A 22,645-nucleotide genomic window follows, 5' to 3' on the forward strand; every position below is an offset into this window, starting at 1 on the left:
AGACAATCAAACAATTTATTAAACATGATTAAAAATTATTTCAAAATTGCATTGCGGAATCTATGGAAGAGCAAAGGCTTTTCTGCTATCAATATTTTGGGTTTGGCTATTGGAATGGCCGCCTGCATTGTAATCATGCTTTTTGTTTTCTATGAAAAAAGTTTTGACGGAATGCATGCGAAAAACATCTATCGTCTGGATGAAGTGCAAAAGTTTGAAGGCATGGTACAGCCACAAAATGTGGCCTTGTCCATGTACCCGATGGGACCCACGTTGACAGCTGATTTTCCGGAGATAAAAAATTTTACAAGAGTAAGGCAGGCCAGCAAACTGGATTTTACTTACAAGGACAAACGTATTTTTTTACCAACGATTCTGTATGTTGATTCCACTTTTCTTCAGCTATTTGATTTTAAGATAGCAAAAGGAGACAGGAATACATTATTGCAAAAACCCAATAGCATTGCTTTGACAGAGTTGAGTGCTAAAAAGCTTTTTGGCACCGAAGATCCCATTGGCAAAACGTTGACAAAATATGTAGGCGATACAATAACTTTTACCGTTACAGGCATTATGAAAGATGTGCCGGAAAACTCGCACCTGCAATTTGATGGCCTGGCATCCTTCAGTACCATCGCAGGTCCTGACAATATGAATAACTGGGGTGGCAATTGGCTGGTCACCTATCTCGAGCTGCAGCAAGGGACAAACATAGCTTCACTGGAGAAAAAGTTTCCTGCATATCTGAAGAAATATATGACGGAAAACGAAAGGTGGAAATTTTATGAGCTATTCCTGCAGTCGCTTAACAACGTGCACGACAGTTCTGCCGATATTACGCATGACTATGTCAACTATAAAAAATTTGATAAAAGGTACACATATATTTTTTCCATTATTGCCCTCATCATACTGGTGATTGCCTGCATCAATTTTATGAATCTCTCTACTGCGAGGTCGGCAGAAAGAGCCCGTGAAGTAGGGATACGAAAAACAGTCGGCGCAGGACGTTATCAGTTAGCGGGTCAGTTTTTAGGGGAATCCGTTTTGCTTTCCCTAATGGCTTTGATAATTGCCATTGTGATTGTTAAACTTTCTTTGCGTACAATAAATAATCTTAGCCAGCGCCAACTTGAATTACCGCTTACTGATCTGTCTTTATTGTTATCAATACTTGCTGCAACTATTGTCGTTGGGATATTTGCAGGTTTATATCCCGCCGGTTATCTTTCTTCCTTTCGACCTATTCGTGTATTGAAAGGATCGGTGCAGACAGGAAAAAGTAAAAGCGCATTTAGAAATGCTCTTGTTATTGGCCAGTTTACCGGAGCGGTATTATTGATAATAGGAACTGTGTTTGCGGTAAGGCAGTTGCGCTATATGCAAACGAAAGATCCGGGTTTCAATCGTGACCAGGTAATGATCATACCGCTTAACAGGGTTACTTCAGGAAAGTATGAAACGCTGAAGAAGGAACTAGTGACGAATACAGTGGTAAGCGGAGTTACTGCATCGCAGCAAACACTTGGAAATAACCTGCACCAGTCAGGTATGATATTTCATGGAGAAGGTCCCGCCCGGCAGCTTACTTCATCGCGGGTAGTTGTTGATCCTGATTACCTTACTCTTTATAAAATACCCATTATTGCCGGCCGAAACTTTACAAATGATGTCACCGATAATGCGAGGGCCTATATTATTAATGAAACAATGGCTAAAGAGCTGCTGAAAGATCAACCTAAAGCATCCTATGAGACGTTGATCGGGAAACATTATGGTTTCGGCGGAATGGATTCAACCGGTTTTATTGCAGGTGTAGCCAAAGATTTTAATTTCAATTCACTTCATCATAAGATAGAAACACTAAGTATTTTTTGCCAGAAAGATTGGGGTTACAGCGAAGCGTCTGTTCGTATCAACGGTGCCAAAGTCCAGGATGCGATCAATCATATTTCCTCTTCATGGAAAAAAGTCAATCCTGATCAGCCTTTTGAATATCGTTTCCTTGATGAACATTTTGCAGAAATGTATACCGCAGATCGTGCCGTTAGTAAGGTTGTTGGAATTCTCGCCGGACTGGCTATCCTGATATCCTGTCTTGGCTTGTTTGGGCTGGCTTCCTATTCCGCCGAAAGAAGAATAAAAGAAATTGGTATAAGAAAAGTGTTGGGCGCATCGGTTCAGAATATAACAACGATGTTATCGAAAGATTTTGTAAGGCTGGTATTTGTATCCAACCTGATTGCCTGGCCACTTGCCTGGATAGGGGTAAACCGCTGGTTGCAGGATTTTGCTTATCGTGTGCCTGTAAGCTGGTGGGTATTTGTCGGGGCTGGAGGCATAGCCCTTTTGATTGCTTTGCTTACAATAAGTTTTCAGGCGATTAAAGCAGCGGTTGCTAACCCTGTTAAATCATTGCGAACGGAATAGGATGGTTAAATGATTTAATTGAACAAGTAGTCCGGGAAGGCACGATGAAGAGTTTGAGAAATGAATGTCGAAAAAAAATATAAAGCGGTCGAAGATCTTTTAATGGAGGATAGTTTTTTGGCCTGGTATCGGCGGATGGATGATGCAGCCACCAAGACATGGGAAGCCTGGATCGCTGCCAGCCCGGAACATCATCAATTAGCCAATGAAGCTGTGTATTTGCTGGAACTGCTGCTTTCGGTAATCGAAATGAAGGTTACGGAAGATGAGATCACAACTGCAAAAGATCGTTTGTTCCGTGCCATTTCGGAAGAAGAGAAGCAACATTTGCCATAGTAACTATAAAAAGCAAAAGAAAAGATTATGCTGAAAAGTTATTTTAAAATCGCCTGGCGCAATTTAGTGAGAAACAAAGTTTTCTCCTTCATTAATATTATTGGTTTAGGTCTTGGCATTGCTGCAAGTTTATTTATTTATCTATGGGTCCAGGATGAAAAAAACAAGGACAACTTTCATGAAAATAGTGATCGCCTTTACCAGGTAATTGTAAGTGATAAAGACAAAAGCGGAGCTCTGACTAATAGCTATGATAATACGCCGGGATTGCTGGCAGATGCTTTGAAAGAACAGGTTCCCGAAATAACAGAGGCCGCCACAGTAATATGGGAAAATGATTTTTTATTTACTGTCGGTGAAAAGATTGGTAAAGAAAAGGGAAGATATGTTGGAACTGATTTTTTTAGTTTGTTCAGTTTCCCTTTGCTGGAAGGAAATAAAGCCACCGCTTTATTATCACCGGATAATATCGTGATTTCCCGGAAAATTGCTGACAAATATTTTGGCAAACAAGATCCTATCGGTAAAACTATCCGCATCAATGATAATAGAGACTATCTGGTAAGTGGAATAGTTGCCAACGTTCCGGAAAATTCTACGCTGACATTTGATTTTATCATACCCATCCAGCATGGTTTTGAAGAAAGTCATTGGATGATTGATGGCTGGAATCATTTTGGACCGTTCACTTATGTGATGTTACATAACGATGCTTCCCTGGCCAGCGTGAATGCTAAACTAAAAGACTTCTTATACAAACAGGACAAAGTTCTTAATGATAAAGTGATCTCATTGCAATTGTTTAGAGACAGGTACCTCTATTCGCGGTTTACCAACGGGATTGCCGATGGAGGACGCATAGAATATGTTCGGTTGTTTTCCATTATTGCCGTTTTTATTCTGCTCATCGCATGTATCAATTTTATGAACCTCGCTACGGCTCGTTCTGCCAAACGTTCAAGAGAAGTAGGTGTAAGAAAAGTAGCAGGCGCCATGAAGGGCACATTATTCAGGCAGTTTGTGTTTGAAGCAATCATCACCGCATTTTTGTCTGTATTGGTCGCCTTAGCGCTGGTTGTTCTTTTATTGCCATTCTTCAATCGTCTTACAGAAAAAAACGTTTCCTTGCATTTAGGCGATCCTTCACTTATCGTCAGCTTGTTTTTACTTACATTGATCACAGGATTTATTGCCGGGAGTTATCCGGCATTATTCCTTTCGTCTTTAAAGCCCATTTCCGTTTTGAAGGGAAGTTTGAAGTTTAAAAACGCCGATAAAATTTTTCGCAAAGGGCTGGTTGTTTTTCAATTCACCTTATCAATCGTGTTAATCGTTTGTACAATCGTAGTGTATAAGCAGATGAACTACGTACAGAAAAAAAATCTTGGACTTGACCGTTCCCGGCTTATCTATATGCCTGTCGAAGGTAATCTTGTTAAGAACTATGAAAATTTTAAACGTGAAGTGCAGTTATCCGGAAATATCGAAAACATTTCTTTTTGCGGAACGGAACCAACCAATGTAGGATGGTGGTCTCCCGGTATGCAATGGGAAGGAAAAGACCCGGAGGATAAAACACTGTTTGCGCAGGTAGAGGTTAGTTATGATTTTCTGAAAACGATGAAGATTGATCTTGTTGAAGGCAGGGATTTTTCTCCATCGCTTCCTACGGATTCAACCAATTTTATCATAAACGAGGCGGCGGCAAAATATATGAAGATGCAGCATCCTGTTGGGACTTTATTTTCTCATGGCAATATGAAGGGAAAAATAATTGGGATTATAAAAGATTATCATTTCCGTTCGCTGCACAATCCTATTGCTCCAGCATTTATTAATCTTGCTCCGGAGCCGGAAAACGGGGTTGCTATTATACGAGCCTGGCCCGACAAAATAAAACAAACCCTGGCGACGATAGAAGCCGTTTCAAAAAAATATAATTCCAAGTATTCTTTTAGCTATTCATTTGTGGACGATGACCTGAAAAGACAATATCATAGTGAGATGGTAGTAGGGCAGCTTTCCGGTGTATTTGCTTTTATTGCCATTTTCATTTCGTGTATGGGATTATTCGGGCTTTCAATGTTTATGGCAGAGCAGCGTACCAAAGAGATTGGCATCCGGAAAGTAATAGGAGCTTCTGTTTCAGGAATTGTTGGATTGCTGTCCCAAAATTTTTTAGTGCTGGTCGTAATTGCTTTTCTTATTGCATCCCCGGTTGCATGGTGGGCAATGAATAAATGGCTGCAGGATTTTGCTTACAGAACAGATATTGGTTGGACAGTATTTGCGGGTACGGCATTAATCGCTTTGTGCATTGCAATGCTTACTATAAGCTTCCAGGCAATAAAAGCAGCGATTGCAAATCCGGTAAAAAGTTTGAGAACAGAATAAAAATGTTTCTTATGTTTAAATACTATTTCAAAATAGCGTGGAGAAATTTTCGAAGAAATAAAGCTTTCTCGTTGATCAATATTTCCGGTCTTGCGATCGGTATCAGTGTTTGCCTGGTTATATTTTTAATTACCAGTCATGAATTAAACTATGATCAGTTTCATCCTGGTAAAGAACGTATTTACAGGATCGTAGGCTCAATTAAGTTTAAAGATGAAGCTCCCAGGCAGGTAGGTTATATACCTTCCCCATTGCCTATGCGTATTCGTGAGCAGCTCACAGGATTTGAACAGGTGGCTGGGTTCTATAATTATTATGCTAAAGTAACGGTACCACAGGCTGGAAATAAAGCAAAGGAGTTTGAGCCAATGCGTGATATTCCTTCTCCTGTCATAGTTGCTGAAGCATCCTATTTTTCCATCTTTCCATATCAGTGGCTGGCTGGTAATGCGGCCACGGCATTAAATGAACCTTTTAAAGTAGTGTTAACTGAATCATCCGCAAGAAAATATTTTGATAATGAAAAAGCTGATAAACTAATTGGCCGTATAATAACCTACAACGATTCATTGCAGCTTATTGTATCAGGCATTGTAAAAGACTGGAAGCATAATAGTGATTTTGCATTTACCAATTTTATTTCTTTTCCAACTGTACGGTATAGTTTTTTAAAGAATGATATTGACATGAATAGCTGGGGAGTTTGGGATTATTTTTCGCAGGCTTTTGTAAAACTGGCGCCTGGTGTTAGCCCTGCCCAGGTAGAAGCGCAGCTCCCCCGGTTTGTAAAAGATAATATCAAAGGCGAAGGAAATACTTTGCAACTGCAACCTCTGACTGATCTTCATTTTAATGAGAATTATAAGGATGGATACTCCCGGAAGGTACATTTGCCGACGTTATATGGCTTAATGGGAATCGCTCTCTTCATTTTGCTGATCGCTATTGTTAATTTCATCAACCTGTCAACCGCACAATCCATTAAGAGGGCCAAAGAAATTGGCATAAAAAAAGTATTAGGCAGTGATCGCAAGAGTCTGCGTATCCAGTTTTTTGCCGAAACGTTCATGATAACCACGGCAGCCGTTATACTTTCAGTAGTATTGCTGAACCCTGTTCTGTCGGTTTTCAAAGCATTTATTCCTGAAGGTGTTATACTACATCCTTTCCAGGAATCAATATGGGTGTTCTTATTGATAGTTATTGTAGCCACTACTTTACTTGCAGGGTTTTATCCGGCCAGGGTATTGTCATCTTACCTGCCTGCTATTAGTTTAAAAGGACAGGGATTACCCAAAGGAAACCATAAAAATTATTTACGCAAATCACTTATAGTATTTCAGTTTGCCATTTCACTTGCGTTTATCATAGGTACCCTGACCGTCGGCAAACAAATCCACTATATGTTGCATACTGATATGGGATTTGATAAGGATGCCATTATTAATCTGAAACCCGGCAGAGAGGAAACCCCGGATAAAAAAATATTGTTTGCACAAAAATTAAAACAGATACCCGGTGTCACTGCAGTAAGCATTCATGCAGAAACGCCTGCAGCTGAAAGACATGGAGGTACTTCTATCAAAAGCATAGGGAGTAACGGTACAAATAAAGAGATATTGTCATCCTTTGAGTTTGCAGATCAAAATTATATTCCACTTTATGACATCAAAATAGTAGCGGGGCGGAATGTATTGCCTTCCGATACATTACGTGAATTTGTGATCAATACCAATGCGGTCACAGCATTAGGATTTAAAAAACCGGAAGATGCGGTGGGTCAATTAATGCAGGTTGGTATTTCCGGTAAAAAAGGACCTGTTGTAGGAGTTATAGAAGATTTCCATTCCCGTTCATTCCATGAACCTATTAACCCTTTCTTCATTACTACCACAATAAAATCTTCCCGGACGATCAGTATAAAACTTGCCACTACAGGCAAACAGGCCGGCTATGTGAAACCAACAGTAGCAGCTATAGAAAAACTTTGGAAAGAGTTTTATCCGGATAAAGAATATGAAATGAGCTTTTTTGATGAAACCATCGCGGCGTTTTATGAAAAGGAAAATAAAACTGCACAATTAATGAATACAGCTATGGTTATCGCTATTCTCATTTCTTGCATGGGGCTTTTGGGACTGATTAGTTTTATTACACAGCAGCGTACTAAAGAAATCGGTATCCGGAAAGTATTGGGCGCCAGTATTGCCAATATTGTTCTTTTGATTTCGAAGGACTTTCTGGTACTGGTGCTAATCGCTTTAGTTATCGCAGCTCCGGTTGCGTATTATTTTATGCATCAATGGCTGGAGGATTTTGCATACAGGACTACTATCAGTTGGTGGATATTCGGCGTAAGCTGTGTCGCAATGCTTGCTATTGCTTTTCTTACATTAAGTATAAAGGCTATTGGTTCAGCAATGGCCAATCCGATAAAAAGTTTAAGAACCGAATAAAGTAACTCGTGAAGTCGTTGAGAGTGGAGTAATGGATAGATGGTTATCCCGATAGCTATCGGGAGGTTTGATGGTTGGATTGTTAACCCTCTAACCACTCAGCAATCAAGCAATAATTAATTAGTCATGATAAAAAACTATTTCAAAACAGCTTTCCGAAATATTGCCCGGCATAAATTGTTTTCAGGTCTGAATATAATCGGCCTGGCAACGGGGATGGCCTGCAGCATCCTCATCATGCTGTGGGTACAGGATGAATTGAGTTTTGATAAATTCAATAGTAAACCCGATCATATTTTCAGGTTGACCTGCAAAGTATCTGATGTGGAAGCAGCTGTAGTACCCCCGTCATTGGCGAATGCCATCAAAACAGAAATATCAGCTGTCAGGAATGCGACACGGATAGCAGCCTTGCAAAAAATGATCACTATCGGCACAAAAAAATTTAACGAAAAAAGAATTTTATATGCCGACAGCAATTTCCTCCAAATATTCAACTATCCTTTACTGAAGGGCAATGCGGCCACCGTTCTTTCCTCTCCCAATAATGTTGTTATTACAGAGGCAACGGCCAAAAAGTATTTTGGCAGTGCGGACGAAGCGATGGGCAAAATCATTTATATAGATAATGATATAAAAGGAACCAACCTCGCCGTAACAGGCATTTTAAAAAATACTCCCTCTAACTCACACCTCCGGTTTGATATTCTTATTCCAATCGACTTATATGACCGGGTAAACAATCCGGCAGGAGCATGGAGCAATTTTGATGTGTACACTTATTTCCAGTTAAAAGATGAAGTAAAACCTTCTTCATCGGTTGTCAGCCAAATTGAAAAACAGGTAAATGATATACTGAAGAAAAATCTCACAGAATTTGAGGCCGCATTATTTTCTCAGCCTCTTACCGATATCCATCTTCATTCTCATTATATGCTGGATGTAGACGGGCAGGGTAACAGCCAGCATGTAAAAATTTTCTCTTTGGTAGCCATATTTATAATTCTTATCGCTTGTATCAATTTTATGAACCTGGCTACCGCGGTTTCTGGTCAGCGGGCGAAGGAAGTTGGCTTGAGAAAAACGGTCGGTGCATTAAGATTACAGTTGATAGCTCAGTTTATCGGCGAGTCAATGTTATTATCTTTTATCTCGCTGTTGTTGGCACTGGCAATCGTTTTTCTGGCTCTGCCTTTATTTAACCAGCTTGCCGCCAAGTCCATTTCATTTGATCTGTTGAATATAAAAATGCTGGCAGCGCTTTTGGGTATTGCCATTGCTACCGGTTTGCTTTCGGGTTGTTATCCGGCTTTCTTCCTGTCGTCCTTCAACCCGGTAAAAGCATTAAAAGGAGTAAAGCTATTACAAGGCAGAAGATCTTTTTTTCGAAACGGATTAGTGGTTCTTCAATTTTCTATTTCTGTCATACTAATGATAAGTACATTGGTTATTTACAACCAGCTCCAGTATATACGAAACAGGAATATCGGCTTTGACAAGGAGAACCTGCTTTATATGGCCATGCCCGAAGTTGGCGACCTGAAGAATAATAAAGATGCGATGAAGGCGACGCTGGATCAGTATCCTGATATAAAGGACTATACGTTTACGGATAATTTGCCCACTAATCTTACAAGCGGTTTTCAATTGGCGTGGCGGAATATGGCGCCGGGAACACAGGTAATTGCTTACCGTTTAAGAGTAGATGAAAAATTTGCCGGCACGTTCGGTATGCAAATAGCGGCAGGTCGTTTCTTTTCGAAAGATTTTGGCGGCGATGATAGTAGTTATGTTGTAAACGAAACGGCTTTAAAGGTGATGAATATAAAATTATCCGAAGCCGTCGGTAAGATCATTGTCATGAATGATAAAGAAGCGCCAATAATCGGGGTAGTAAAGGATTTTAACTTCAAGCCGGTGCAGCAACCAATCGAACCATTGGTCATGCGAAGCAATTTCGCCGGTGGTTTCGTCGTGATGAGAACCACTCCTGCCAATATTCAAAAAGTGATAAGCTCACTGCAAAAGAGTTTTCACCATGTGTACGGCGATTTCCCATTCTCTTACGGTTTTGTTAATGAAGATCTTTCCAAACTATATATAACGGAGCAAAGAATGGGTAAGCTCTTTAATGTATTCTCAGTATTGTCTATCCTTATCTCCTGTTTGGGGTTGTTTGGGTTGGCAACATTCGCGACGCAAAGGCGCATAAAAGAAATCGGTATACGCAAGGTACTGGGAGCCGGTGAAGCAGGCATCGTGGCATTGCTTTCAAAAGATTTTATAAAACTGGTAGCCGTTTCTCTCGTAGTCGCTTTTCCTGTTTCATGGTGGATGATGAATGATTGGCTTGACAATTTTGCCTATCGCATCAATATCAGTGCATGGGTATTTGTGATAGCTGGGGTATGCGCTTTATTGATCGCTTTGGTAACGGTAAGTTTCCAGGCAATCAAAGCGGCGATTGCCAATCCTGTGAAAAGTTTGAGAACAGAATAAAATTATAGCCATGATAAAAAATTATTTCAAAATCGCCTGGCGGAACTTGAAGAAAAACAAAATGTATTCCTTCATCAACATTGGCGGGCTTGCTGTGGGTATGGCGGTTGCTATGTTGATCGGTTTATGGGTGTGGGATGAATTATCATTTGATAAGTATCACAAAAACTATGATCGTATTGGCCAGGTTTGGCAGTTTGTAAAGTTTGATGTGGAGAAAGCTTCTTACAATTCAGTGCCCGTACCACTGGCAGAAGAGTTTAGAACCAAATACCCGGATTTTGAATTGGCAAGTGTAACAACATACAATCGTACTACTGTTCTTGGAACAGATGATAAGAAAATTTCCAGGACAGGTATGTATACAGAACCGCAGTTTCCGGAAATGATGACAGTAAAAATGCTGTCGGGAACAAGAAACGGATTAAAAGATATGAATTCCATTTTACTTTCTGAATCACTGGCGAAAGTGTTATTTGGTAAAGATGATCCATTGAACAAGATTGTAAGAATGGATAATAAGACCGATGTAAAAGTAACCGGTGTGTACGAAGATTTTCCGGGCAACAGTTCTTTCAAAGATGTTTACTTTTTATCTCCCTGGTTGTTGTTTACAAGTTTTAATAGCTATGCCAAAAACGCAAGCACACAATGGGATGAGAACTCTTTTCAATTATTCGTTCAATTAAAAGAAGACGCTGATTTTGCAAAAGTTTCATCTGCTATTAAAGATCTGCGAATGAAACGGGATGATCCGCCAGCGTATAAGCCGGAATTTTTTGTTCATCCGATGAGCCGCTGGCATTTGCATGGTGATTTTAAAGATGGTCAGAATACAGGAGGGTTGATCCAATTGGTAAAAATGTTTGGCATGGCCGGCATTTTTGTATTGCTATTGGCTTGTATCAACTTTATGAATTTGAGTACCGCCCGCAGTGAAAAAAGAGCAAAAGAAGTGGGCATCCGCAAAACAATTGGTTCAGTAAGAAGCCAGTTGATCTATCAATTTTTCAGCGAATCCTTATTAGTTGTTTTTATTGCTCTTTTATTTTGCTTTGCGTTGGTACAAATTTCTCTTCCGCTCTTTAATGATATAGCGGGTAAAAGTATGACGATCCCCTGGGCTAATCTCAATTTCTGGTTAATGGCAATAGGGTTTTGCTTGATTACAGGATTGATAGCGGGAAGTTATCCGGCATTGTACCTGTCTTCTTTCAGGCCCACCAAAGTATTAAAAGGAACGTTTAAAGCAGGCCGTTTTGCTGCATTACCCCGGAAAGCCTTGGTGGTTTTTCAATTTACCGTGTCCGTCGCATTAATGATAGGGACGATAATTGTTTTCCGCCAGATCAACTACGCCAAAGATCGACCTGTTGGATACGACAGTGATGGATTGATCGAGGTGAATATGACGACCCCGGATCTTTATAAAAATTATGAAGCACTGCAAACCGAATTGCTCAATAGCGGCTATGTGCGTAATATCTGTCAATCGTCCGGTTCGGTCACGGCTGATTATGGAGGAACAACAGATATAGGATGGAAAGGCAAAACAGGTAATACACGTCCATTATTTATCTCTAATAAAGTGTCGTATGAATATGGTAATACCATTGGTTGGAAAATTTTACAGGGAAGAGATTTTTCCAGGTCATTTTCAACCGATACAGCGGCAGTTATACTCAATACTTCAGCCATACAAACAATGGGATTCAAAAATCCATTGGAAGAAGCAATCAGGATTTCCGGAAAAAATTACCAGGTGATCGGTGTTGTAAACGATATGATCAAGTTCTCACCTTACGACCAGGTGAAGCCTTCCATTTTTACGCTTGATAAAAATGGAGTGAGTGTCATTACTATAAAAATTGCACAACAGGCGGGAATCAGCACTGCATTAAACAAAATAGAAAACCTATTCAAAAAAAATAATCCTGCAGCTCCATTTGAATACAAATTTGTAGATGAAGAATATGCAGCTAAATTTTCTAACGAGGTAAGAATAGGTAAGCTGGCTGGTTTTTTTGCTATACTGGCTATTTTCATTTCATGTCTTGGTTTGTTTGGCCTGGCATCATTTGTTGCCGAACAAAGAACAAAAGAAATAGGAGTACGCAAAGTATTAGGCGCAACTATTTTGAGCGTCTGGAGACTGTTATCAAAAGATTTTGTGCTATTGGTATTTATTTCATTATTGATCGCTTCACCGCTCGCTTATTATTTCATGCACGGATGGTTGGAAAATTACAGGTATCGCATAAATATTTCATGGTGGATTTTTGCTTTGGCCGGGGTGATTGCATTCTTGTTGACATTGATCATGGTAAGCTTCCAGGCAATAAAAGCGGCGATTGCGAATCCAGTGAAATCGTTGCGAGCGGAGTGAACGTCGCTGCGACAGTTACTGCGAGCAGGGCGAAGTAGGAAGCAAGAACGAAATAGTGCATGGGCAATGGTGAGCGACTAAGTATAAGCAATGAATAATAGTATGGCAACTTGTAAACTCTTGAACTTGTAAACCTTTGAACTAATAAACCATGATAAAAAACTATTTCAAAATCGCATGGCGAAATATAAAACGGCAAAAAGCTTATGCAGGCATTAATATTCTCGGATTAGCAATCGGCATTGCAGCATGCCTGCTCATCCTGCAATACGTGGCATTTGAATTAAGCTATGAAAATTTTCATACAAAGAAAGACCGTATTTATCGGGTGCACCAGGATCGCTATGATAATGGTAAGCTTAGTACGCAATGGGCCGGTGGAGCGTTCGCTGTGGGGAACTCTTTTAAAGATGTAATACCGGAAATAGAAGACTATGTAAAAGTAGTTGGCAATGACCAGGTCACTGCTGAAGTCAACAATCAACCATTAAAAATTGAGAAAGTTTTTTTTGCAAGTAGTTCTTTTTTCAAAATATTTACCTATCCCTTACTTGCCGGTGATGAAAAGAAAGCATTAACTGAACCTTTTACTGCTGCTATATCTGAAACAACAGCCCGTACCCTATACGGTAATACAAATGCTGTAGGCAAAGTGCTCAAATTAAACCGCAACAGCGATTATACCATTACTGCGGTTTTTAAAGATGCTCCGGCAAATACACAACTCAAACCTGATGTCCTGCTGTCCTACGCTACCTTCTTGAAGTTCCAGGGACCCGATAATAATCCTGAAACTGCCTGGGCCTGGGATGGTTGCCTTACCTATTTATTATTGCGTCCAGGGGTAGACCCTGCGGCTGTTGAGGCAAAATTTCCTCCAATTGTTGAGAAAGGCGTAGGTGAACTTTTGAAACGATTTAATGCTTCCGTTACCTATTCGCTGTTGCCGATGAAAGATATTCATTTGTATTCTCACTTTATGCAGGAGCCGGGGCCAAACGGTGATGGTAAAACTGTTTATCTTTTATTGGGTATTGCATTTTTTATTGTAGTGATCGCATGGGTTAATTATATCAATCTTGCTACGGCCCGTGCTATCAACAGAGCTAAGGAAGTGGGTATTCGTAAGGCAATCGGGTCTCAGCGCAGGCAACTCATTTTTCAGTTTCTTACCGAATCAACCTTACTGAATGGTTTTGCAGTAGTACTTGCATTATTATTGATGATTGTGGCTATACCAGCCTTCAACAAATTGTCGGGTCAGAATTTATCATTCTCCTTGCTGGGCAATGCTGATTTCTGGTTAGGACTTACAGCGTTATTTGTTACAGGTGTATTCTTTTCCGGACTTTACCCGGCTTTTGTTTTGTCAGGCTTCAAACCCATTGAAGTATTGAAAGGAAAAATGGTTACGACCAGGCAAGGTTCTTTGTTAAGAAAGGGATTAGTTGTGTTTCAGTTTGCTGCTTCATTGTTTTTATTGATAGGGACTGTTGCTGTTTATCAGCAGATACAATATATGCGAAAGCAATCGCTGGGGATTAGCATAGGACAAACATTGGTCGTCCGGCCGCCCATCGTGGGTTTAGATTCTACTTACCTGCAAAAGATGACAGCATTTAAAGAGGCTTTGAAACAGCAGACTACCGTTCAGGCAGCCACCATCTCATCGAGTATACCCGGCGAAGCGGTTGGTTGGAATGCCGGCGGTATCAAGTTGGTTGGCACTGATGAGTCTACGCAAAAACAGTATCGCGTCATTGGAGTGGATTATGATTTTATAAAAATGTATGGGTTGAAACTTATAGCAGGGCGCATTTTCTCAAACGGCTTCGGTACGGACGACCATGCTGTAATATTTAACAGGAAAGGAGTAGAGCAATTAGGATTTGATAAACCAGAAGAAGCATTGGGTAAAAAAATCGACTTTTGGGGACAGCAATATACCGTAGTGGGTGTAACAGAAAATTTTCATCAGCAATCTCTTCGTGAAGCTTACGAGCCATTAATATTGCGACTGATACCCGACGTACGGGGTTACTTATCTGTTAGAACAAATTCTTCACAGGCAAGTCAAACCATCGCGAATGTAAAGGCTAACTGGAACAAGTTTTTCCCCGGCAACACTTTCGAATATTTTTTCCTGGATGACCATTTTAATGATCAGTATAAAGCCGATCAACGATTTGGTCAGGTGTTTGGTTTGTTTACAACGCTGGCCATATTAGTTGCATGCCTTGGTTTATTTGGACTTGCATCGTTCACTACACTTCAGCGAACCAAAGAAATTGGTATACGCAAAGTGTTGGGTTCTTCTGTTCCCGGAATCCTAAAGCTACTTTACCAGGAGTTCGCAGTTCTCCTGGTAGTAGCTTTTTTGATTGCAACACCATTGGCCTGGCTCACCATTTCTAATTGGCTGCAAGGCTATGCCTTTCGTATCAATATACAATGGAGTTATTTTATTATACCGTTTTTGACAATTGCTATTATTGCTTTATTGACCGTAAGTTTTCAGACGGTGAAAGCTGCGCTGGCTAACCCGGTGAAGTCACTCAGAACGGAGTAAGTGAGTCGATAGTCGCTAGTTGGGAGCCGGGACGATGCTTAACCTTAATCTTAACCTTGTATTATTATGATAAAAAATTATATCAAAATCGCCTGGAGAAACATTAAAAGACATCGTTTCTTTTCTATTGTAAATATCGTAGGATTATTTACCGGCATTCTGTTTACTTTATTGATTGGCGCTTATATATGGGGCGAACTGCAGGTAAATAAAAAATTGCGTAATCATCAGCGGCAATATATTCTGACAACTATTTCAAAAGATCCAAACATTGGATATGAACTGGCGACTTTTGGTCCGTTGGCAAAACGATTGAAAGAAGATTATCCTCATCTTGTTGCCAACTATTACCGGTATGATGGCATTACGTCAGTTGTTTCAAAGGCCGATAAAAATTTCCGGGAGGGCCTGCAGGTAGGCGACAGTAATTTGCTTAACATGTATGGATTTGAAATTTTGCACGGCGATGCTAAAACGGCTTTGAATGATCCTTATTCGGTAGTGATCACTTCAGATAAGGCTATTAAGTATTTTGGAAAAACAGGCGTAGTAGGAGAATCTATTACTATACAAAGCTTTTCAGGAGGCAAGCATGATTTCAAAATTACAGCGGTATTAAAAGAAATACCGCAAAGCACAGTCACCGAACTTGCTAAAAATTATAAGAACTCTTTTTTTATACCAATGAACACGGTGTCTTTTTTCGGAAGACAGGATGTGGAATCATGGAGCAATATATTTATCGCTTCTTATGTTGAATTAAAAAAAGGCGTAACTGCCAAAGACATTGAAAAGCCGATTAAACAATTGATACAACAAAATGCTCATCCGGCGCTGCATAAAGTAATCACTGTTAAACCGGTTTTATTGTCTGATTATCATTTGCAGCAGGATAATGGCCTGGTAAAACGAATGCTTTATACGCTGGCTTTTACAGGGCTTTTTATTTTGCTCATGGCCATTGTGAATTTTATCAATATTGCTATTAGCCGATCTTCTGCCAGGATGAGAGAAATTGGTATCAGGAAGGTGCTGGGTGGATTAAAAAGACAATTGATTCTGCAGTTTCTTTTTGAGTCAATCATATTGGTATGTATTGCCATGTTACTGGCAATAGCTGCATATCCATTGCTGAAACCAATGTTTGAACAGATAGTGGGTAAGCAAGTCCCGGAATTATCTTCCTTTCCTCTCTATTTTGTTTTGGTGCCGGTTGGTATTGTTTTTATTGTTGGTTTGCTTGCCGGGTTGTATCCCGCCTTTGTTTTGTCCTCCTTAAAGTCAGTTGATTCGTTAAAGGGAAAGCTGAAAACGGTAAAACAGAATTTTCTATTGAGAAAATCATTAGTAGGTTTCCAATTTGCCGTTGCCATTATTGTATTGGTGGCTGCCGCAGTTGTAGCCGGGCAGGTTGCTTATTTTTTTGGCCGGGGACTTGGTTACAATAAAGAATATATTGTTTCATCGCAGGTGCCAAGAGATTGGACAATTGATGGCGTTAGAAAAATGGCAACAGTTCGTAATGAGTTTGCAACAATGCCACAGGTGAGCAATATATCTTTATCGTATGAAATACCGGACGGCGCCAATGCAGGGCAGGTGCCTGTTTACAAATCGGGCAGCGATTCAACCAGTGCTATGTCCATGCAGTTGCTGCAAACAGATGAAAATTATCTTTCAACTTATGAAGTACCGTTAAAGGCAGGGAATTTTTTTGACAACCGTGGGCTTGACTCCGGTAAAGTGGTGATCAACGAAAAAGCGCTGGCTGCGCTGGGCTTGAAAAATCCTGAGGAAGCGATAGGTCAGCAGTTGAGAATTCCCGGCGATCCGACTGTATTTACCATAAAGGGAGTATCAAAAGATTTTCATTTCGGCTCTATGCAAAAAGCAATTCCGCCGATACTGTTTTTCAATGTCCGTTATTCTCCGTTTTATCGTTATCTCTCATTCAAATTAAAACCGGGAAGTATCAATGCAACTATTGAGACAATTCAAAAAAAATGGTCGCAATTGCTACCGGGCAGCTCGTTTGAATACACGTTTATGGATGATACATTGGAAAAATTGTATGCCTCGGAACTGCAGTTGAAGAAAGCAGCTTATACATCAACAGTGTTGGCATTAATTATCGTATTGCTGGGCGTACTGGGCCTTGTTTCATTAAGCATTCAAAAGCGAACAAAGGAAATTGGCATACGCAAAGTGTTAGGAGCTTCTGTTTCTTCCATTATTTCCCTTTTCATGAAAGAATTTGTTTGGGTAATACTTGTGGCTGGCTTCATTGCCTGTCCGCTTGCATGGTTTATCATGCAGGGTTGGCTGAATGATTATGCCTATCGTATTAGTCTTACCGCAGAGCCATTCATCATAAGTATCGCAGGGTTGGGAGTAATAACAATTATGTTGATTGCTTTGCAAACAATTAAAGCGGGGTTAGAAAATCCTGTTAAATCTTTACGGACAGAGTGAGTAAGATTTAATGCTGACCTCAGCGTCGGGGTGAAGTCATTAAACTGAATGAATTCAATAATATGCTGAACAATTATATCAAGATATCTGTCTGCACCTAAGGAGAGAAATCGCTTGGTTGAATGCTAAGGGCTGGTCTGCTTATTTACGGACAACTATCAACTAGGAAAATTATAAACATGCTTAAAAACTATTTCAAAACCGCCTGGCGAAACTTAACAAGACAAAAAGTTTTTTCCTTCATCAATATTTCGGGACTGGCATTGAGTCTTACAGCCGTTTGGCTGATTGCACTTTATGTTGCTAACGAGTTGAGCTACGACCGGTATCATGAAAAGGCAAATAGAATTTACCGGCTTGCAACGCACGGAAAATGGGGTGATCAGAGATTCGATATCACCGGCACATCCGGACTGGCAGCAGGAGCGCTTAAGAACGATTTTCCTGACGTGGAAAATGCCGTGCGCATGAATCCTGGAGGTGGCGGTGTTATTGAGTATGATAACAAAAAAATAAAAGATGATGCCATCTTCTATTCTGATCCTTCCTTCTTCACCGTATTTACGTATCATTTCCTTTCAGGCAATGTACATGCTTTAGAAAAGCCAAATAGCATTGTGCTTACCAAAACGCTTGCTGCAAAGCTTTTCCCCGATCCCATTTCGGCTATTGATAAAACAGTATATATCGATAAAAATCCCGCTGTTGTAACAGGTGTTATCGAAGATATTCCGCGTAACTCGCATTTTAGTTTTAACGCCTTTCGTGCTTTACCTGCAGATTACAAAGGCGACTGGGGCGGTTTCAATACTTTCACCTATGTCCTGCTAAAAAAGAATGCCGAAATCAACCAACTGAGGGCAAAGATGCCAGCCTTTGTGAACAAATACCTCAGGATAGATGCAGTAAAAGCCAATAATATTCAAATTACCCTGGAGTTACAGCCATTAACTTCTATTCATCTATATTCTCATTTGGGTTATGAATTGGGTGAGAACCGTGATGTAAAATATATCTATGTATTATCCATTGTTGGATTGCTGATATTCATTATTGCCTTTATCAATTACATCAACATAACTACAGCACGGGCTTCAGTTCGTTTGCGTGAAGTGGCCGTGAGAAAAATAATAGGCTCCAGTAAAAAGAACCTGGTTGAGCTTTTTCTTATGGAATCTATCATCACCATACTTTCTGCTGCCTGCATTAGTATGGTGTTAGTGGCACTTGTCATGCCTTTGTTCAACGACATTGCAGCAAAGCAATTCTCTATCTGGCAATTCGGTACTATCCGCACCATTGTGTACATGTTGGGCTTCGCCACTCTTGCCGGACTTATCGGTGGATGGTATCCTGCTTTTTTCTTATCGAGGTTTAAAACCATACCGGCTTTAAAAAACCAGTTGGGTGACGTAAAAGGGCAAACGCTTTTCAGAAAGTCGCTGGTAATGTTTCAGTTCGCAGTTACATTGATGATGATCACTGCTTCATTGATCATTTATCTTCAACTAAATTATGTACTCAATACCGATCTTGGTTTTAATAAAAAACAAGTGCTGACTTTTCATTTAGATTCAAGAGAGGTGAGGCAAAAGGCTTCTGCGTTGCGCACAGCGTTATTGCAAAACACACTGGTGAAGGCTGCGGCTTCAGCAGGCAGTCCCATTGGCAATAATGACATTGGCATGATGGATTACAGCGTGGAAAAGAATGGTGTGCTGGATGAACACAGCAACCTGGCATATGGCTTAACCATTGATGCTGGTTTTATTCCTGCTATGCAGATCAAACTGGTAGAGGGGCGCAATTTTTCAAAAGACATTCCATCAGATAGTGACCAGGTAATTGTGAATGAAGCCTTCATTAAGAGACAAGGCTGGGGCTCTGGCATGGGTAAGCGAATGTCAAGGGGGGCAGATTCCACAGGCAAAATACATTTTGCCAACATCATCGGTGTGGTAAAGGATTTCCATATCTATTCTTTGCAACACAAGATCGAACCCCTCATCATGACACTTCCCGGGAAGGCGGAAGAACAGTACGACATGTATGTGCGGTTGGACGAACACCACCTCGCTCAATCACTTGCCTTTGTTGAGCAAACATTCAGAAAATTTGATGCCGCTTCCCCTTTTGTTTCTCGTTTTCTGGATGAAAAATTTGCATCCCAATATAGGGCAGAAGGAAAACAGGGGCAGGTGTTGCTTGCGTTTACCATTCTAACCATAGTTATTGCCTGTCTGGGTTTGTTTGGGTTGATCACCTTTACGGTTGGAAAGCGGGTAAAAGAAATCGGTATACGCAAAGTGCTCGGCGCCAGCGTGGGCGGCATGGTTTCTTTATTAACAGGAAGTTTGCTGAAAGTGGTGTTGCTCTCTATGCTGGTGGCTATACCTGTATCCTGGTTGGTGATGAATAAATGGCTGGAAGATTTTGCTTACCGCATTCATTTGGAATGGTGGATGTTTACTTTGGCTGGAATTATTTCACTAATCATTGCCATGATTACATTAAGCCTCCAGGCAATAAAAGCAGCTATAGCCAACCCGGTGAAATCTTTGCGAACCGAGTAGGTCCAGACCAAATGTCGGGAGAGTGAGTAAAGAGTTTAATCTCGACCGCAGCGTCGGGGTGAAATCATTAAGAACTGAATGAATTGAATAATATGCTGAATAATTATATTAAAATATCCGTACGTCACCTTTGGCAAAATAAGCTGTACTCCTTTATTAATGTAGTTGGGCTGGCCATTGCTATCACCTGTGTATTGCTCGCTGTATTGTATATTAAAGAAGAGAGAGGCTATGATAGGTTTCATGAAAACAAAGAAAATCTCTATCGCATTCTGACATCCAGAACAGATGATAAAGGTGCCAGGGGCACAGTGGCAGGTACCGGTCAGCCGCAGGGGCCGGCGTTTAAAGAAGCGGTGCCTGAAATAGTAGATTATGCCAGAGTGCTCGGAGGTGATATAAAAGGAGATGTGATCGCCAATAATAAAACGCTTAACCTGCAAATTCTTTTTGCAGATGAAAGCTTTTTCAACTTGTTCAGCTTTTCGTTATTAAGAGGAGATAAAACAACAGCGTTGAAAGATGTTTCAGCAGTAGTGATCACTGAAACAGTTGCTCTTAAATTTTTTAATAGTATTGATGTAGTAGGCAAGCGAATAGATATGGATGCTGATCCTTCGGCAGATAAACTGGGCAGGCCATCCATGATAACGGCGGTAGTAAAAGATCTTCCAAAAAATTCATCTATCCGTTTTGATGTCCTGATGCCGATGCGTTACATGCAGCTTTCGTTTACAGATACAGCCTGGCTCAACCAATACCTTGGCACTTTTGTATTGCTTCGACCCGGATCTGATTTGAATAAAGTAAGCCGGAAATTCGACCAGGTATTTGCCTCTCATGCTAAATTCCAGCTTGAAGAGACTAAGAAACTGTACAATTATGATCCTAAGATCAGTTATAGTTTACAGAATGTTGCCGATATGCATCTCAACCCCCGGCTTACAGGTAGCTGGCGGGAAGGAGGTATCGTCAACGAAAGCAATCCCATTTTTTCCTGGCTTTTTTTGGGCATTGCGTTATTTATTTTATTCATGGCAACTGTCAATTTTATTAACATCAGTATTGCCGGTTCATTGAAGCGGGCAAAAGAAGTAGGTGTCAGGAAAATAACGGGAGGAAGTAAGAAGCAAATCATTTTTCAGTTTTTATTTGAATCCGCAATTGTTTGCCTGGCGGCTTTTGTTGTAGCTGCTTTTTTAACCAGTATCAGTTTGCCTTTATTCAATGAATTGGTAAAAAAGCAATTGGTGTTTTCGGAATCCATAGACCTGCAGCTTTTAATCTGGTTTGCAGGCATATTATTGCTGATCATCTTGCTGACTGGTTTTTATCCTGCTTATATGTTGTCTGCATTCAAGCCCAAAGAGGTATTGTATAATAAACAAAAGCTTTCCGGCCGCAATTTGTTTGGCCATTCATTAGTGATTCTTCAATTTTCATTAGCTGTCTTTTTTATTATTTCGACAATCATCTATTACAGGCAAATGAATTTTGTACGAACAAAAGATTTGGGTTATGATCCTTACCAGGTGGTTCGCACTCATATCAGGGGAAACAGGGAGTACAAAGCCGTTCAGGAAATACTCAGGAACGAATTGTCGAAAGAGCCGGCAATAAAACACCTCTCATTTGGCGGCTATGGGCAAGTGGATGCTGTAAAACTGGGCGACAAAAAACTGGACGCTGTTCATGAGGTAATTGATGAATACCGTTTACCTGTTATGCAAATAAAGCTGAAAGCCGGTAGAAACATTTCTTCAGCTATTCCTCCAGATAAGCATCATGCTGTTATCGTAAATGAAGCATTTGTGAAAGCGGCCGGTTTGGAATCGCCTGTCGGCTCTCAATTATATACCAGCGACAGGTTTGATAAAGAATTAAAAACAATTGTCGGCGTCATTGAAGATTATCATAGCGGTTCATTGCACGAACCTATCAAACCGATGGTGATGCTCCTTTGCGATTGGGCCTCCGATGGTATCTGGATAAGAATCGAAAAACAAAACCAGCAGCGGGCACTGAAAGCAATAGAAGCAGCTTATAAAAAAGCAATGCCTACTGCTTTGTATGAGTATAAATTTTTGGATGAATTAAATGCACAAGCCTATGAGCAGGAACAACGCTGGCAAAAGATCATTGGCATAGCGGCGGTGCTTTCTGTTGTGATTTGTTGCCTTGGTTTGTTTGGATTGGCTCATTTGGCAGCACAGCGCAGGGTAAAAGAAATCGGCATTCGGAAAGTATTAGGCGCTACTGTTGCAGGTATTGCTTCGCTGCTGACAAAGGATTTTTTAAAACTTGTTCTGATTTCACTGCTTGTTGCTTCGCCTGTAGCCTGGTGGGTGATGAATAACTGGCTGCAGGATTTCGCTTATAGAATAAATATTGGCTGGTGGATGTTTGTGCTTGCAGGACTTATAGCAATTGTTATTGCAATGATCACAGTTGGTTTCCATGCGGTGAGGACTGCAATTGCCAACCCTGTGAAGTCATTGAGGGCGGAATGAAGAATAATAAAGAATCTGTA

At 40.5% G+C, this 22,645-nt stretch carries 10 protein-coding genes; all 10 read left to right on the forward strand.

The features are described from left to right. The first annotated feature begins 24 nt into the window (after positions 1 to 24). Positions 25 to 2,430, forward strand: coding sequence for an ABC transporter permease (locus P2W73_RS03165; protein ID WP_276500535.1), 2,406 nt, complete (start codon positions 25 to 27; stop codon positions 2,428 to 2,430). Between the two features lie 60 nt (positions 2,431 to 2,490). Further along, positions 2,491 to 2,766 (forward strand): hypothetical protein, encoded by a 276-nt coding sequence (locus tag P2W73_RS03170; RefSeq protein ID WP_276500536.1) that lies wholly within the window; start codon positions 2,491 to 2,493, stop codon positions 2,764 to 2,766. A gap of 27 nt (positions 2,767 to 2,793) precedes the next feature. Further along, positions 2,794 to 5,160, forward strand: a complete 2,367-nt coding sequence (locus tag P2W73_RS03175) for an ABC transporter permease (RefSeq protein WP_276500537.1) — start codon at positions 2,794 to 2,796, stop codon at positions 5,158 to 5,160. Positions 5,161 to 5,171: 11 nt separating this feature from the next. Then, positions 5,172 to 7,616 (forward strand): ABC transporter permease, encoded by a 2,445-nt coding sequence (locus P2W73_RS03180; RefSeq protein WP_276500538.1) that lies wholly within the window; start codon positions 5,172 to 5,174, stop codon positions 7,614 to 7,616. 126 nt (positions 7,617 to 7,742) lie between these two features. Further along, positions 7,743 to 10,115, forward strand: coding sequence for an ABC transporter permease (locus P2W73_RS03185; protein ID WP_276500539.1), 2,373 nt, complete (start codon positions 7,743 to 7,745; stop codon positions 10,113 to 10,115). A gap of 10 nt (positions 10,116 to 10,125) precedes the next feature. After that, positions 10,126 to 12,501: an ABC transporter permease gene (locus P2W73_RS03190; protein WP_276500540.1), complete on the forward strand. Its 2,376-nt coding sequence runs from the start codon at positions 10,126 to 10,128 to the stop codon at positions 12,499 to 12,501. Between the two features lie 151 nt (positions 12,502 to 12,652). Further along, complete coding sequence (locus tag P2W73_RS03195) at positions 12,653 to 15,070, forward strand: ABC transporter permease (RefSeq protein ID WP_276500541.1); 2,418 nt, start codon at positions 12,653 to 12,655, stop codon at positions 15,068 to 15,070. A 66-nt stretch (positions 15,071 to 15,136) separates the two neighbouring features. After that, positions 15,137 to 17,542 carry an ABC transporter permease gene (locus P2W73_RS03200; protein WP_276500542.1) on the forward strand — a complete coding sequence of 802 codons (2,406 nt, stop codon included), beginning with the start codon at positions 15,137 to 15,139 and terminating at the stop codon, positions 17,540 to 17,542. Positions 17,543 to 17,721: 179 nt separating this feature from the next. Further along, complete coding sequence (locus P2W73_RS03205) at positions 17,722 to 20,115, forward strand: ABC transporter permease (protein ID WP_276500543.1); 2,394 nt, start codon at positions 17,722 to 17,724, stop codon at positions 20,113 to 20,115. Positions 20,116 to 20,207: 92 nt separating this feature from the next. Continuing rightward, positions 20,208 to 22,625: an ABC transporter permease gene (locus tag P2W73_RS03210; protein ID WP_276500544.1), complete on the forward strand. Its 2,418-nt coding sequence runs from the start codon at positions 20,208 to 20,210 to the stop codon at positions 22,623 to 22,625. Positions 22,626 to 22,645 lie beyond the last annotated feature (20 nt).

Source organism: Terrimonas pollutisoli (genome assembly GCF_029360765.1).
Taxonomy (GTDB): domain Bacteria; phylum Bacteroidota; class Bacteroidia; order Chitinophagales; family Chitinophagaceae; genus Terrimonas_B; species Terrimonas_B pollutisoli.